General features: G+C 31.9%; 17 protein-coding genes and 1 pseudogene. All 18 read left to right on the plus strand.

Going from position 1 to position 15,954, the window contains the following annotated elements:
• Nucleotides 1-155 precede the first annotated feature (155 nt).
• The 18 genes and pseudogenes from Q4548_RS14315 (at nucleotide 156) to Q4548_RS14400 (ending at nucleotide 15,756) form a co-directional block, all read left to right on the plus strand.
• Entirely contained in the window at nucleotides 156-995 is an 840-nt protein-coding gene (locus Q4548_RS14315) for a 1,4-dihydroxy-2-naphthoyl-CoA synthase (RefSeq protein WP_303456115.1), read from the plus strand.
• Nucleotides 996-1,059: 64 nt separating this feature from the next.
• Nucleotides 1,060-1,932, plus strand: a complete 873-nt coding sequence (purU, locus tag Q4548_RS14320) for a formyltetrahydrofolate deformylase (RefSeq protein ID WP_303456116.1) — start codon at nucleotides 1,060-1,062, stop codon at nucleotides 1,930-1,932.
• Between the two features lie 72 nt (nucleotides 1,933-2,004).
• Nucleotides 2,005-2,622, plus strand: a complete 618-nt coding sequence (locus Q4548_RS14325) for a fumarylacetoacetate hydrolase family protein (RefSeq protein WP_303456117.1) — start codon at nucleotides 2,005-2,007, stop codon at nucleotides 2,620-2,622.
• A gap of 42 nt (nucleotides 2,623-2,664) precedes the next feature.
• The gene (locus Q4548_RS14330; protein ID WP_303456118.1) at nucleotides 2,665-3,909 is read left to right on the plus strand and encodes a CinA family nicotinamide mononucleotide deamidase-related protein; all 1,245 of its coding nucleotides are present in this window, start codon (nucleotides 2,665-2,667) and stop codon (nucleotides 3,907-3,909) included.
• 73 nt (nucleotides 3,910-3,982) lie between these two features.
• Complete coding sequence (gene rpmB / locus Q4548_RS14335) at nucleotides 3,983-4,222, plus strand: 50S ribosomal protein L28 (protein ID WP_167190754.1); 240 nt, start codon at nucleotides 3,983-3,985, stop codon at nucleotides 4,220-4,222.
• A 27-nt stretch (nucleotides 4,223-4,249) separates the two neighbouring features.
• Nucleotides 4,250-4,432 carry a 50S ribosomal protein L33 gene (gene rpmG / locus Q4548_RS14340; protein ID WP_303456122.1) on the plus strand — a complete coding sequence of 61 codons (183 nt, stop codon included), beginning with the start codon at nucleotides 4,250-4,252 and terminating at the stop codon, nucleotides 4,430-4,432.
• 8 nt (nucleotides 4,433-4,440) lie between these two features.
• Nucleotides 4,441-4,593 (plus strand): DUF4295 domain-containing protein, encoded by a 153-nt coding sequence (locus tag Q4548_RS14345; protein ID WP_167190757.1) that lies wholly within the window; start codon nucleotides 4,441-4,443, stop codon nucleotides 4,591-4,593.
• A gap of 108 nt (nucleotides 4,594-4,701) precedes the next feature.
• A complete protein-coding gene (gene ftsY, locus Q4548_RS14350) occupies nucleotides 4,702-5,655 on the plus strand; it encodes a signal recognition particle-docking protein FtsY (RefSeq protein ID WP_303456125.1) in 954 nt (317 codons plus the stop codon).
• Between the two features lie 80 nt (nucleotides 5,656-5,735).
• The gene (gene rimO / locus Q4548_RS14355) at nucleotides 5,736-7,049 is read left to right on the plus strand and encodes a 30S ribosomal protein S12 methylthiotransferase RimO (protein ID WP_303456127.1); all 1,314 of its coding nucleotides are present in this window, start codon (nucleotides 5,736-5,738) and stop codon (nucleotides 7,047-7,049) included.
• A 336-nt stretch (nucleotides 7,050-7,385) separates the two neighbouring features.
• A pseudogene (dnaX, locus tag Q4548_RS14360) lies at nucleotides 7,386-9,067 on the plus strand (DNA polymerase III subunit gamma/tau).
• Nucleotides 9,068-9,171: 104 nt separating this feature from the next.
• Nucleotides 9,172-9,945: a universal stress protein gene (locus Q4548_RS14365; RefSeq protein ID WP_303456128.1), complete on the plus strand. Its 774-nt coding sequence runs from the start codon at nucleotides 9,172-9,174 to the stop codon at nucleotides 9,943-9,945.
• Nucleotides 9,946-9,948: 3 nt separating this feature from the next.
• On the plus strand, nucleotides 9,949-12,162 hold the full coding sequence (locus Q4548_RS14370; protein ID WP_303456129.1) for a SulP family inorganic anion transporter: 2,214 nt from the start codon (nucleotides 9,949-9,951) through the stop codon (nucleotides 12,160-12,162).
• Nucleotides 12,149-12,730, plus strand: coding sequence for a tRNA-(ms[2]io[6]A)-hydroxylase (locus tag Q4548_RS14375; RefSeq protein ID WP_303456131.1), 582 nt, complete (start codon nucleotides 12,149-12,151; stop codon nucleotides 12,728-12,730). The genes Q4548_RS14370 and Q4548_RS14375 overlap by 14 nt, the downstream gene beginning before the upstream one ends.
• Nucleotides 12,731-13,174, plus strand: a complete 444-nt coding sequence (locus Q4548_RS14380; RefSeq protein WP_303456132.1) for a DUF4268 domain-containing protein — start codon at nucleotides 12,731-12,733, stop codon at nucleotides 13,172-13,174.
• Nucleotides 13,175-13,365: 191 nt separating this feature from the next.
• On the plus strand, nucleotides 13,366-13,833 hold the full coding sequence (locus Q4548_RS14385; protein WP_303456133.1) for a Dps family protein: 468 nt from the start codon (nucleotides 13,366-13,368) through the stop codon (nucleotides 13,831-13,833).
• Nucleotides 13,834-13,987: 154 nt separating this feature from the next.
• Nucleotides 13,988-14,695, plus strand: coding sequence for a ZIP family metal transporter (locus Q4548_RS14390; protein WP_303456135.1), 708 nt, complete (start codon nucleotides 13,988-13,990; stop codon nucleotides 14,693-14,695).
• Nucleotides 14,696-14,830: 135 nt separating this feature from the next.
• The gene (locus Q4548_RS14395) at nucleotides 14,831-15,214 is read left to right on the plus strand and encodes a DUF2306 domain-containing protein (protein WP_303456136.1); all 384 of its coding nucleotides are present in this window, start codon (nucleotides 14,831-14,833) and stop codon (nucleotides 15,212-15,214) included.
• A 224-nt stretch (nucleotides 15,215-15,438) separates the two neighbouring features.
• The gene (locus Q4548_RS14400; RefSeq protein WP_303456138.1) at nucleotides 15,439-15,756 is read left to right on the plus strand and encodes a hypothetical protein; all 318 of its coding nucleotides are present in this window, start codon (nucleotides 15,439-15,441) and stop codon (nucleotides 15,754-15,756) included.
• Nucleotides 15,757-15,954: the final 198 nt, after the last annotated feature.

Raw genomic sequence — 15,954 nt, forward strand, 5'->3', positions numbered from 1 at the left:
TTTGGTGTTTTTCTAAAGTTGATTCAAAGGATGTTATTTGAATAAAAAGATTGTTTCTGTTTCAATTACGTTGTGGTATAAGGTGTAGACATTTACAATTAAAATGATAACTTTACGCCTTGTTTAGAAAATAAAATCTACGAAATAAATTTACTATGTCAGAAATTAAGTGGGAAGTAGTTAAAGAGTATGAAGATATTACTTATAAAAAATGTAATGGAGTTGCTAGAATTGCGTTTAACAGACCAGATGTAAGAAATGCATTTCGTCCTAAAACCACTTCTGAATTGTACGATGCTTTTTACGATGCACAAGAAGACACTTCTATAGGTGTGGTTTTGTTGTCAGGAGAAGGGCCTTCTACCAAAGACGGAGTGTATTCTTTCTGTTCAGGTGGAGACCAAAAGGCAAGAGGTCACCAAGGATATGTTGGAGAGGATGGAATGCATCGTTTGAATATTTTAGAAGTACAACGTTTGATTCGTTTTATGCCTAAAGTAGTGATTGCTGTGGTTCCAGGATGGGCTGTTGGTGGCGGACATAGTTTGCATGTGGTGTGTGATATGACTTTAGCAAGTAAAGAGCATGCAATTTTTAAACAAACAGATGCTGATGTTACCAGTTTTGATGGAGGATATGGGTCTGCTTATTTGGCAAAAATGGTTGGGCAGAAAAAAGCCAGAGAAATTTTCTTTTTAGGTAGAAACTATTCTGCACAAGAGGCTTTTGAAATGGGTATGGTAAATGCAGTAGTTCCTCATGATGAATTAGAAGATACCGCTTATGAATGGGCACAAGAGGTGTTAGGAAAATCGCCATTGTCTATTAAAATGTTAAAATTTGCTATGAATTTAACAGATGATGGAATGGTGGGGCAACAAGTTTTTGCGGGTGAAGCTACTCGTTTGGCTTATATGACAGAGGAAGCCAAAGAAGGAAGGAATGCATTTTTAGAAAAACGCAAACCAAATTTTGATAAAAAATATATCGTATAAATAGTTGATGGAAATTTACTTGTCAACAAATAACTACAAACTAACAACGGCCAACTAAAAATAAATGAAACCACAAATCATAACTTTTTTAATAAAGTGTCCCGATCAAAAAGGGATTGTTTCTAAATTGACTCATTTCTTTTATCAAGAAGGATTTAATTTGGTAAGTGCTCAACAATATACCAACTCTATAGATGGAATGTTTTTTATGCGTTTGCGTATAGAATCGGATGATTCTGTAGTGATTAGTAAAGAACAATTAGAAGAACGTGTTGCTCGTTTGGCTTCTGCCTACGATATTATTTGGAGTGTAGACTATGGAACAAAAAAACAAAGTGTCGCAATTATGGTGTCCCATACGACACACAATTTATATGATTTGTTACAGCGTAATAAAGAAAATAAGTTGCATTGTGATGTGAAAATGGTGGTAAGTAATCATACCAAGTTAAAACCTATTGCGGATATGTTTGAGATTCCTTTTTATCATTTGCCGGTTACTAAGGATACTAAAAAAGAACAAGAGCAGCAGTTGGTAGATTTGTTTGAGAAAAATAAGATAGATTTGATTGTGATGGCTCGTTACATGCAAATTTTATCGAATGATTTTATTCGTCATTTCCCCAATAAAATAATCAATATACATCACTCATTTTTACCTGCTTTTCAAGGTGCAAATCCTTATATGAGAGCATATGAAAGAGGTGTGAAATTGATTGGAGCTACAGCTCATTATGCTACAGAAGATTTGGATGAAGGACCCATTATAGAACAAGATGTAGAGCGTGTAACACATGAAAGTACTCCAAATACATTAAAAGCAATTGGTGCAGATATTGAAACCATGGTGTTGGCAAGAGCGGTAAAATGTCATTTGAACAATCAGATTATTGTAGACAATAACAAAGCCATTGTTTTTCCAGAAACAGGAGAATAAAAAATCAATAAATAATGCAATGTTTTAAGGTAATTAATTCCTTATTCAGCATTGGTAATTCGTAATAGAGGTATGAAAATTATTTGTATTGGGTTAAATTATGTAGCACATATCAAGGAGTTTGATAGAGATTACATCCCAACAGAACCTGTAGTGTTCTTAAAACCAGATTCGGCAGTTTTGCCTAAAAAAAATCCATTCGTAATTCCTGTTTTTTCAAATAGAGTGGAATATGAAGTTGAGATTTTGGTAAAAATCAATAAAGTAGGAAAGCACATCGATGAGAAATTTGCTCATAAATATTACGATGAAATTGGATTGGGAATTGATTTTACAGCAAGAGATCTTCAGTTTGAGTTGAAAGCAAAAGGGCAACCTTGGGAAAAATCAAAAGGATTTGATGGAAGTGCTGTGATAGGAGAGAAATTTATTTCAAAAGATGAATTTCAAGACTTGAACAATATCAATTTTAGATTAGAAAAAAATGGAGAAGAGGTACAGGTAGGAAATACGTCTCTGATGATTTTTAAAATTGATGAAATTATAACTCACATTTCTAAGTTTTATACATTGAAAAAAGGAGATATTATTTTTACAGGAACTCCAAGTGGTGTAGGACCTGTTGCTAAAGATGATGTTTTAAAAGGGTATCTAGAAAAAGAAAAATTAATAGACATCAAAGTGAAATAAGAAAAGAGGCAAATGCCTCTTTTTTTTGCAAAACAATACATAATGAAAACGAGTATTATTACCATAGGAGATGAAATATTAATAGGACAGGTGTTAGATACCAATTCCCAATGGATGGCAAGTCATTTGCATACTTTAGGTGCTGAATTGATGGAAAGTGTGTCTATTTCGGACACAAAGGAAGCTATTGTGAACGGACTGAATCATGCCTTGTCTTTTGCCGATTTAGTGATTGTTACAGGGGGATTAGGGCCTACCAAAGACGATGTGACAAAATATACTTTGGTGGATTATTTTCAAGACGAATTGGTGTTGAATGTGAACGTTTTGAATTTTATCAAAGAAATGTTTGATAAGAGAGGTATTCCTTTTTCGGAACTGAATAAAAATCAAGCCATGTTGCCTAAAACAGCTACGGTATTGCCAAATAAATTAGGAACTGCATCTGGAATGTGGTTTGAGAAGAATGGTAAAATAGTGGTGAGTTTGCCAGGTGTTCCTTATGAAATGAAAGGTTTGATGTTGGATGAGGTATTGCCTAGATTGAGAAAAATAGGAGGATTCCCTTATCAAGCATATCAAACGTATGTATTGTATGGCTTGGGAGAAAGCAGTGCAGCAGAAATGTTAGAGGTTTTTGAAGATGGATTGCCAAATCACATTAAATTGGCTTATTTGCCTGCTCCTGGTCGTTTGAGATTGCGGCTGACAGGAAAATCTTTTGATAAAGCTAATTTGGATCAAACAATTACAAATTTAGGAGTTGAATTGTTGAGCGTATTTCAAGGTTATAGCATTGAAACAGGAGATCTTAACTATGTAGATTGGTTAAAACAGTATTTTGTTAATGAAGGAAAAACTTTATCGATAGCAGAAAGTTGCACAGGAGGAAAAATAGCCAGTGAAATTACTGCAGAAAATGGCGTTTCTTCATTTTTCTTAGGAGGAGTAGTAGCTTACAATGCAGGGTTGAAACAATCTATTTTAAAAGTGTCAAAAGAAACCATTGAAAATCACTCAGTTGTTTCTAAAGAGGTAGCAAAAGAGATGGTTTTAGGGGTTCAGAAATTAACAGAATCAGACTATGCAATAGCAACTACAGGAAATGCAGGGCCTACTGCAGATGAAACAGATGAAACAGTTGGGATTGTTTATATTGCAATTGCATCAAAAACAAGCCTTTTGGTAGAGCGTTTTAATTTTGGACAGCCTAGAGAAAAAGTTATAGAACAGTCTAAAAATAAGGCGTTTGAGTTATTGGTGAAAGAAATATTAAAAAATCACTAAATTAATTTTGTTAGTACCAATAAATGTTGTTAAATTTGCACTCCGTTTAGAATTAAATTAAAACTGATACGAGATGTCAAAAGTTTGTGAACTTACAGGAAAGAAAGCAATGGTTGGGAATAATGTATCCCACGCATTAAATAGAACAAAGAGAAAATTTAACGCTAACTTGATTACAAAGCGTTTTTATATTCCTGAAGAGGATAAGTGGATTACCTTAAAAGTATCTACTGCTGCATTAAAAAATATCAATAAAAAAGGTATTTCAGCTGTAATTAAAGAGGCTAAGGAAAAAGGTTTTTTAGTTAAATAATTTTTCTTACTTAAAGCATATATAGAGATGGCAAAAAAAGGAAACAGAGTACAAGTTATATTAGAGTGTACTGAGCACAAGACAACTGGACAACCAGGTACGTCTAGATACATTACAACTAAGAATAAAAAGAATACTCCAGATAGATTAGAGATTAAAAAGTTTAATCCTATCTTAAAGAAAATGACTGTTCACAAAGAAATTAAATAATATAGGAAATGGCAAAGAAATCAGTAGCATCGTTACAGACAGGTTCTAAAAGATTGTCTAAAGCTATTAAAATGGTTAAGTCTCCAAAATCTGGAGCTTACACATTTGTAGAAGCTATCATGGACCCAACACAAGTAAAAGACTTTTTTGCAAAAAAATAATTTTTTGTAAAATATGATAATACAAAGGCTACTTTCATTAATGAGAGTAGCTTTTTTGTATTTTAACATCTTGAAAATTAAGTTTAAGTTTTTTAAAAATTGTGAATTATGAGTTTTTTTAAAAAAATATTTTCTTCTGATAAAAAAGAAACTTTGGACAAAGGGTTGGAAAAAACCAAAACGTCTTTCTTTTCTAAATTGTCAAAAGTTGTAGCTGGAAAATCTAAAGTTGATGATGAGGTTTTAGATGAATTAGAAGAAGTTTTAATTTCTTCGGATGTTGGGGTCAATACTACTTTAAAAATCATTGGAAGAATTGAAGAAAGAGTAGAGCGTGATAAGTATTTAGGTACTGCTGAACTGAACCAAATCTTAAGGGAAGAAATTGCAGGTTTGTTGGCAGAAACCAACGAAGAAGATGCTGTAGATTTTTCCGTTCCTGCCAACAAAAAACCATATGTATTAATGGTTGTTGGGGTAAATGGTGTTGGTAAAACAACTACGATTGGTAAATTGGCAGCTCAGTTTAAAAAACAAGGACTGAACGTTGTTTTAGGTGCTGCCGATACTTTTAGAGCAGCTGCTATAGATCAATTACAGGTTTGGGCAGATAGAGTTGGAGTTCCTATTGTTCGTCAAGAAATGGGTTCTGATCCAGCTTCGGTTGCTTTTGATACTCTAAAATCGGCTGTTTCTAAAGATGCCGATGTTGTAATTATAGACACTGCAGGACGTTTACATAATAAGGTAAATTTGATGAATGAGCTGACTAAAATTAAGAGGGTGATGCAGAAAGTAGTTACAGATGCTCCTCACGATGTTTTATTGGTTCTAGATGGTTCTACAGGGCAAAATGCTTTTGAGCAAGCAAAACAGTTTACACTTGCAACAGAAGTAACATCCTTAGCAGTAACCAAGTTAGATGGAACTGCAAAAGGGGGAGTGGTGATAGGAATTTCTGATCAATTTAAGATTCCAGTAAAATACATTGGAGTTGGAGAGGGAATTGATGATTTACAAGTCTTCAATAAATTTGAATTTGTAGATTCTTTTTTTAAATAAAAAATAATAATTGGCATCGTATCATCTATCAGTAATTTTTGATTACTTAACTTTTGGTACCTGCTATTTGATATCAGAAAATGCGCACAAAAACGGTCAAAAAAAATAAAATAAACGTAGTTACTTTAGGTTGTTCTAAAAATATTTACGATTCAGAAATCTTAATGGGGCAATTGAAAGCCAATGGAAAAGACGTAGTTCATGAAGATGAAAATGACGAAGGAAACATTGTGGTTATCAACACTTGTGGTTTTATTGGTAAAGCCAAAGAAGAGTCTGTGAATACCATTTTGCACTATGCAACAATGAAAGAAGAAGGTTTGGTAGATAAAGTATACGTAACAGGATGCTTATCTGAAAGATACAAACCAGACTTAGAGGCAGAAATAAGCAATGTAGATCAGTATTTTGGAACTCAAGATTTACCAAATTTATTAAAGGTTTTAGAGGCTGATTATAAGCATGAATTGATAGGGGAACGTTTGACAACGACTCCTAAACATTATGCTTATTTAAAAATTGCAGAAGGTTGTGATAGACCTTGTTCTTTCTGTGCAATTCCGTTGATGAGAGGAAAACACCGTTCTACTCCTATAGAAGATTTGGTACAAGAAGCTGGAAAATTGGCTGCGAATGGAATCAAGGAATTGATTTTGATTGCGCAAGATTTGACTTATTACGGATTGGATTTGTATGGAAAAAGAAATTTAGCTGATTTGTTAAAAGAATTGGTGAAGGTTGAAGGAATTGAGTGGATTCGCTTGCATTATGCTTTCCCTGCTGGTTTCCCCCTTGATGTTTTAGATGTAATGAAATCAGAGCCTAAAGTTTGTAATTATTTGGATATCCCATTACAACACATCAACACAGAGATTTTAAAATCTATGCGTAGAGGAACAACTTTTGAAAAAACAAATAAGTTGTTGAAAGAGTTTAGATCTTATGTGCCAGAAATGGCTATTAGAACTACTTTAATTGTTGGTTATCCTGGTGAAACAGAAGAGATTTTTCAAGAATTAAGAACTTGGGTAGAGGAAATGCGTTTTGAGCGTTTGGGTGTTTTTGCGTATTCTCATGAAGAAGATACACATGCAGCTACTTTAGAAGATGATGTTCCTGAAGATGTTAAGGAAGCGAGGGTTGCCGAAATTATGGAATTACAAGCTCAAATTTCATGGGAATTGAATCAAGAAAAGGTCGGAAAAACCTATAAATGTATTTTTGATAGAAAAGAAGGAGAGTATTTTATTGGAAGAACTGAACATGATTCTCCAGATGTTGATAACGAAGTTTTAGTAGATGCAAAGGAATATTACATCAAAACAGGAGAATTTATAAATATAACTATTCACGAAGCAGGAGATTTTGACTTGTATGGAAGCCCCGTATCATAAGGAATAAGATTTATAAATTTCGGAATAAAAATCAACATACGCATTATTTTTTGTTATAAATACAACTTTTCTAACATTTGATATGGTTATTGTCTATAAGGTTTGTATATTTGGCTTTGTAAATATTTAGGGGTAGGTATTTATAATTGCATTATACATATTAAATTTTTAGGGGTAGAAATTAGTATGTTGTTTTAAATGACAAATAATGTAAAACACAATTGGCTCAGCCTATAAATTATTCTTTAATTTATGGCTGAGTTTTGTTTTTTAAAAAAGGTCTTGTTGTGTGCAAGTTTTCAAATAGGTATATTTGTACTCAACTCAAAGTAATTTATGGAACCATTTATCGTATCTGCACGTAAGTACAGACCTTTAACGTTTAAGGATGTTGTTGGACAACAGTCCATAACCAATACTTTAGAAAACGCTATTCAAAACGATCATTTAGCTCAAGCCTTATTATTTACAGGGCCAAGAGGTGTTGGTAAAACTACTTGTGCTAGAATTTTAGCAAAAAAAATAAACGAACAAGCTACAGGAACAGAAGACGATGATTTTGCATTTAACATTTTTGAGTTGGATGCTGCATCAAACAATTCTGTAGATGATATTAGAAATTTAATAGATCAAGTTCGTATTCCACCACAGGTTGGTAAGTACAAAGTATATATTATTGATGAGGTGCACATGTTGTCATCAGCAGCTTTTAATGCGTTTTTAAAAACATTAGAGGAGCCACCTGCACATGCTATTTTTATTTTAGCAACCACAGAAAAGCATAAAATCATTCCTACCATTCTTTCTCGATGTCAGATTTTTGATTTTAAAAGAATTACAGTTGTAGCGGCTAAGGATCATTTAAAAAGTATTGCGGAACAAGAAGGTATAAATGCAGAAGACGATGCTTTACATATAATTGCGCAAAAAGCAGATGGAGCTATGCGTGATGCACTTTCAATTTATGATAGAGTTGTTAGTTTTTCTGGAAAAGATTTGACACGTTTAGCGGTTACTGAAAACTTAAATGTTCTGGATTATGACGTCTATTTTGAAATCACTTCATTATTGATTGAAAATAAAATTCCAGAAGTATTACTTTCTTTTAACAATGTTTTGTCAAAAGGTTTTGACGGACAACATTTTATCAATGGATTGGCATCTCATTTTAGAGATTTGTTGGTAGCTAAAGACGCGGCTACAGTACAATTGCTAGAAATTGGTGATAATGCCAAAAAACAATATCTAGAACAATCTGCTAAGTCAGACATGACTTTCTTGATAACAGCTATAGAAAAAGCAAATACATGTGATTTAAATTACAGAGCAAGTAAAAACCAAAGATTGCTGGTAGAACTTTGTTTGATGCAAATGGCTTCGATCACTTTTAGTGATGTAAAAAAAAAAGCAGTAACTTCATAATACCCGCTAGTTTTTTTAGAGCAAACATTCCTGTTTCTAAAGTAGATAAATTGCCGACAAAGCCTGTTGTTATCGAGAAAAAAACTGTTGCTACAAACATCAAGCCTACTCAAACGGTTGAAGAAAATCAAAAGGCAAGAAGAAGAAGAGCTTCAGCGCTGTCTTTAAAGAAAATTCACAACAAGCTATCAGATATTGATCAGATAGAAAACGACGATTATACAGATAAGCCCAAAGACACGTTTTCTGAAATACAATTAGTAGAAACATGGACTGCTTTTGGAAAAAAGTTAGAAGTTGATGGGGAGTTGAATATGGCTTCTATTGTAAATGCAAACAAACCAGTTTTGAAAAATGGTGAAATTGTATTTGCGTTACCCAACAAATTAATGGAAGATCAGATGGGAGCTGTAAAACCCAAATTGATGAATTATTTAAGAAGTCAATTAAACAACTATGGCATTCAGTTGAAAACAATTGTAGTGGCAACTGAAAGGAAAAAATATGTATATACTCCACAAGAAAAATTTCAAAAACTAGCAGAGGAAAATCCAGATTTATTGTTTTTAAAAAATAAGTTTGGCTTAGATATTTAATACTCTTTGAGTATATTGATCTCTCTAAACAAATTACAAAAGCTATTAAAAATTTTCAGAAAATATTAGTAGGTGTTGCTTTTTCACCCAATTTAAAAGCCAATTTGATAGAAGCCTGTAGATTTGCCAATTATTTTAATGCAAAATTATATGTGGTACATATTGGAGAAGACGAATCGTCTAAAAGAGATTTTTTCAATCAGGTTATAGAAGAGTTTGGATTTGATGGAGATGTAGAATTTGTCTTTAAACAAGGCAATCCTGTAAAAACATTGTCTCGTTTTTGTGATGAAAATAAAATTGATTTGTTGATTTTAGGAGCTGTAAAAAGAGAAAAATTACTAAAACATTATCTAGGTTCTGTTGCCAGGAAATTGACTCAACAAGTAAAATGTTCTGTGTTTTTGGTTATTCGTCATTCCGAAGAAGAAATTTCAAAAAAACATATAGTGGTCAATGGTTTTGAAACGGAGCAATCCCAATCTACCATTTCTACAGCTTTTTATGTAGCTAAAACGCTATCATCTAAAAAAATCACGATTGTAGAAGAAATCAAAAACAATAAGGTAAAGGTAGATGATGACCGTTCTTTGCGAAGAGCCACCATTACTCATGAAAGAAAAGTACATCAAGAAAATTTAAGAATCAAAAAAATTATTGACACGGTTGAACATGACTACAAAAATAATATTGAAGTAAAGTTGCAAGGTATTTTTGGAAAGAGTGGTTACTCTATAGGGCATTATGCTAGAGTTGTTCGAGCTGATTTACTGATTATGGACACTGCTAGAAAGCAAAATGTATTAAAAAAAATGGTAGCAAACGATTTAAGATTTTTGTTATCAGAACTGCCAACAGATGTGTTGATATTAAAATAACTTATGCCAAATAAAAATACAAATCAACAATTTTTGTCTACTTTGCCACAAAACATATTCTCTGGTTTTGTAGTTTCTTTAATAGCATTACCATTAGGTTTAGGCTTGGCTTTGGCTTCTGAAGCTCCTCCGATTTCTGGAATTATTGCAGCTGTAGTTGGTGGAATTTTACTTGCTATATTTGGAGGTTCAAATGTTACAATTACAGGGCCAGGTAATGGGTTGGTTGTAGTGTTGTTAACAGCAATTACAACATTGGGTCAAGGAGATGTGCGTTTGGGATTTGCATATACTTTGGCAGCAATTGTTCTTTCTGGATTGATTATGGTGGTGTTAGGTTTTTTGAGACTCGGAATCTTGAGTGATTTTTTTCCGTCTACAGCCATTCAAGGAATGCTAGCAGCCATAGGTGTCGGTATTTTTGCCAAACAGATTCATGTAATGTTAGGGAATTCTGATGAACATGGTAGTTTGGTAACTTTGTTGATGAAAATTCCAGATACTATTCAAACATTATGTACAACAGATAATACCAGTTTTTTTTATGCAGGAATTGTTGGAGTGGTTAGTTTGTTGATCATGATTTTTCATGCCAAAATAAGAAATAAATATTTTCAGTTAATTCCAGCTCCTATGTGGATTGTGGTTTTTGCTGTTGGGATGAGTTATTTTTTTCAATTGGTACTCAAGCAAGAACATCCTATAGACCAGAAATGGTTGATCAATATACCAAACGACGTTTTTTCAACTTTAAGTTTTCCGAATTTTGGAATTATATACCAAGCTAAATTTATTACCGCTGTTATTTCTATTACATTAATTGCAAGTATTGAATCTCTATTAAGTATCAAAGCAGTGGATCAATTAGACCCTTTGAAAAGAAGATCCAATGTGAATAAAGATTTAAAAGCACTTGGTGTTGCTACTATGGTAAGCGGTTTTTTAGGGGGATTGAATGTAGTTACAGTAATTGCTCGTAGTTCTGTAAATGTAAATAATAAGGCCACAAATAGATCATCAAATTTATTTCATGCTTTGTTTCTGTTGATTTTCCTTTTGCTGTTTCAGTCGCAGTTAAAAATGATTCCGCTTTCTGCCTTGGCAGCTATTTTGGTGTTTACAGGATATAAATTAGCAGCACCATCAAATATTTTGGCAGTTTCTAAAGTAGGAAAAGAACAACTATTTGTGTTTTTTGCAACGTTACTTACAACCATTTTTACCAGTTTGATATTGGGAATATTTATGGGAATTATAACTACATTTTTGTTACACATTATAATGAATAAAAATGTGGTTTTGTTTTTTAGAAACATGCTAAAACCAAATGTTTTGATGTTTAAAGAAACGGATGGAAGTTATTATGTGAGTGTGAAAAACTTTAGTTCTTTCGTTAATTTTTATCGATTGAAAAACAAATTAAATTTGATTCCAGAAAATGAAAATGTAGTCGTAGATTTTTCTCGTTGTAGTTTTGTAGACAATACAGTTATGGAAAACATACATACTTATGTTGATAAATTTGAAGATCAACAAGGGAACTTTGAAGTTATTGGGTTGGATTTACATGGAGCGGCAACCACGCATCCTTTTGCTCCAAGAAATATCAATAAAGATCCAAAATTAAACAAAGAGCTTCTTTTAACAAAAAGACAAAAAAACATAGAAGTAATTGCAAGTGATTTTGGTTGGAGTTACACACCTTATGTTGAAGAATCTATGCATTGGATTGAGGAATTCAATTATTTTAAAACCAAACAAGTACAGACTACTAAAAATTTATTAAAAAATAAAAATGATGCCTTATTTGATGTTGTTTTTACAGAAGGTGCTTTTATTGCTCGTCAGCTGATAAGATCTACCATGTTGCACATAAATCTGAAGCATTCCATTCCAGAATTCACGATAGATAAAGAAGGTTTGTTTGAATTTGTAAAACAATACACTGAATTTGCAGATATAGAAATTCCAAATCACCCAGATTTTAACAAACGTTTTTATTTATCAGGAATAGATGAAATGGCTATTTTAGAGTTTTTAACAGATGATATTGTTTTGTTTTTAGAAAGTAATAGTTATTATCACATAGAATCTAATCAAAATGGATTGCTTATTTTTAAAAAAGAACGATTGGCAAGTGTAAAAGAAATAAAAGCAATGATTGATTTTGGATTGCGTTTTGAAACATTAATTAAAGAAAAATATGCTAGGGCTTAAATTACCAACAGACCCAAGATGGGTAAATATTGCAGAGAAAAATATTGATGAAATTTTAATAGATCATGCACATTGTGAGCAAAAAGCAGCTTCTACAGCCATATCGTTAATTGTTAGTTTTCCAGAATATACAGATTTGGTTACAGAAATGATTGCGTTGGTAAAAGAAGAAATGAGTCATTTTAAATTGGTTCACGATCGATTGATTGCCAAAAATATTCCTTTGGGTAGAGATAGAAAGGATGAATACGTGATGGATTTGATTACTTTTTTCCCAAAAGGAGGAAGTAGAACAAATCAATTAGTACATCGTTTGTTGTACGCTGCGCTTATAGAAGCTCGTAGTTGTGAGCGTTTTCGTTTGTTGTCAGAAAATTTAGAAGATCAAGAATTGGCTAAGTTTTATAGAGATTTAATGGTTTCAGAAGCAAATCATTATACATTGTTTTTAAATTTTGCACGTCAATATGGTGAGCGAGTAGAGGTAGATCAAAAATGGCAAGCTTTGTTAGAGTACGAAGCAATGTTGATGAAAAATTTAGGAAATAAAGAATCGATACACGGATAAATGTTTAGTAGGGAAGAAGCAGCGAGTATTAGAAAAGAATTTTGGGTGAGTTACGGAAAATCATTTCCTAGAAAATGGGTGCTGTACAATACCAAAATAAAAGATTTTAGCTTCAAGTTTGTTGCAGAAAGAAAAATGGCAGCTGTGGTTTTAGATATTGAGACTTCAGATGTGGATCAAAGAGAATTGCTGTTTGATCAATTAATTTCGTTGAAAAAAATACTAGAAACGGAATATCTTCCTAATGTTATTTTTGATAAAGATTATTATTTAGAAAACGGAAAGCATATTAGTAGAGTCTATGTTTTGTTTGATGAGAAGTATAGTATTTACAACAAAGCTACTTGGTCTAATTGCTATGCTTTTTTTAATGAAACCATGCACCAGTTTGAATTATTCTGGTACGAATATCAAGATTATATAGAGCAAGCAGTTGTAAAATAACTAGAGAAAATTCTAATTTTTTTAATAAACTGAATCAGTTTATAAGTTCTTAATAATAGTATAGTTTAATCAAGAAACACTTTAATAACTCATTAAAAAAAGGTAAATTTAAGTCACCATTACAAACTGATATTATAAAGTAGAGTTTTGGTGTTTTAAAAGGAGTAATAATCAAATTATTAAAAAGAATCATGAAAAATTTAATAGGAATTGACAAGGAGAAAGCAGATGAGTTGATAGTCAAGTTGAATGATTTATTAGCGAATTACCAATTGTTTTATCAAAACTTAAGAGGGTTACACTGGAATATAAAAGGGAAAGAGTTTTTTGAATTGCATTTAAAATTTGAAGAATTGTACAATGATGCAGTTTTGAAAGTAGATGAGATAGCTGAGAGAATTTTAACTTTAGAAGGTGAGCCGTTGCACACATTTTCAGATTATCTAAAAACTACTGAGATTAAAGAAGAAAAAAGTATCAACATTGGTGAGAAGGGAGTAGAAATTGTAGTAAAAAACTTCTCAACTTTAATAAGTAAAGAACGTGTGATTCTTTCGTTGGCTTCGGATGCAGAAGATGAAGGTACTGTAAGTTTAATGAGCGATTACATTTCACAAACAGAAAAAACACTATGGATGTTGAATTCATATTTAAAATAAGATTTAAATTTTTAAGTCAAACGATTCAATAACTATATGTAGGATTGAATATGTTTTAAAAGAATAAAGTAGATAAGTCCATTGTTGGAGTTTTGTCTACTTTTTTTGATTTAGATCCTTTTTACAATTAGAAAATACAAAAATCAATTTAGAGATGTTGACAAAGCTTATATTGTTTTCTGGATTTGCTGGAATTACAGTTTTGATTGGTGGAATTTTAGCTAATTATTTCAATCATCATATCAAAGAAGGTTATTTAAAGTATGAAATTACTCATACGCTAATGTCTTTTGGTGCCGGAATTATTCTATCTGCATTGGCTTTGGTCTTAATACCCAAAGGAATGGAGGAGTTAGAGTTGATGCCAATGGTTTTTTCTTTCCTTTTTGGAGCTGTTTTATTTATGTTTATCGATCAATATTTGGCAAAACAAAGTGGACAAGTTGCTACTCTTTTGGCTATGATGATGGATTTTGTACCGGAATCTATTGCTCTAGGTGCTGTTTTTGCTATTGAACCTCAAATGGCAACATTGCTGGCCGTTTTTATTGGTTTGCAAAATTTACCAGAAGCATTCAATTCTTTTAGAGATTTGGTGCAAAGTGGATTTACAACAAGAAAAACGTTGCTTATTTTTGTCTTTCTTAGTTTTTTAGGAGTAATAGGAGCATTGATAGGGCATTTTTTCTTAAGTGATTATCCAAATCTAACAGCTCATCTAATGACATTTGCTAGTGGTGGAATTTTGTATTTGTTAATTCAAGACATTATCCCAGAAAGTAAGTTGGAAAAAAACTATTTAACGTCTTTAGGTGCAACTTTGGGATTTTTAGTAGGTATTGTTGGGGAAAAATTGCTGTGAAAAGTCATTATTTCTTTTAGTAGTATTCGAGTATCTTTGTAAACATGATCTGTAAAGATTATGAATTAGAGTTCTAGTGTAAATTTAAAGACAAACCTGAATTGTGTAGAAGTTTTCCAATTATAAAATAAATATATGACATATATAGATCTAATGTATATTCATCTAGCCACTGTGGTACCTTGTTTTGTGATAGGTACTATTGTGTTGATGATAAAAAAAGGAACAAATACACATATTGTATTGGGTAGAATCTATATGATGTTAATGATGTTTACTGCAATCATCACACTTTTTATGCCAGCCCACGTTGGACCTACAGTTATGAATCATTTTGGTTGGATACATGCTTTTAGTTTTCTGACTATTTATACAGTACCAACAGCTTATTGGGCAATAAAACAAGGAAATGTAAAAGCGCACAAACGTAAAATGATCATATTGTATATTGGTGCAATAATCATTGCGGGTGGTTTTACTTTTGCTCCAGGTAGGTACTTAAATGAGTTTCTTTTTTAGTGATTTGTTGTTTATATCGTAAAGTATTAATTATTTTATTAAGGAATTAATAGTATATTGTGCCTGCTATGACAATAACTATCAACACTTAAATATCCTGCTATTTTCTAGAATTTGTTAACATTCAAAATTACTGTATAAGTAGCTTTTTGTTTTTGTTAAAAACATCAGAGTTTTGTTTGTTGTAGAATAGGTATAGATTAAGTGTTGTATAAAAAAATACAATGATTAAGAAAATAGAGTTGAATTCACCAATTTCAGATGAAGCTTTGGCTTTTTTCTGTACACTACATCCTTTAAACCATGCAAACTTTGATTACAACATCAACCTGGAAATTACTAAGTTTTTAAAAACAGACGATAAAAAGAGTATATACACTATTAGGCATTATTTAATTTGGAATGATTTGATTGAATTTAATGGTGATTGTTTAGGCTATGCAAAATATAGGTTGACTAATAAGGGTGTCAATTTTATCAAACAAGAGGTTCCTGATTATGAAAGTCGTACTTTAAAAGACTATGACTGTGTCGTCTTTTAAGAATTTTGAGATTTTAATACTAAGAGTTTATATAACCGTAATGCTAAATTAATTTCAATACTTAGCTATTAAGTGTGTAAAATGGTTATTATTCCCTGTTAATGAGCAAGACTTTCGATTTTATGAATGATTAAAAGATTGATAATTATGAGATTAAGAAATAATTTAAAAAAAGGTTAAAAAAGATAGTTGTAGATA

Origin of the sequence: Wenyingzhuangia sp. 2_MG-2023 (assembly GCF_030548295.1) — a bacterium.
GTDB lineage: Bacteria > Bacteroidota > Bacteroidia > Flavobacteriales > Flavobacteriaceae > Wenyingzhuangia.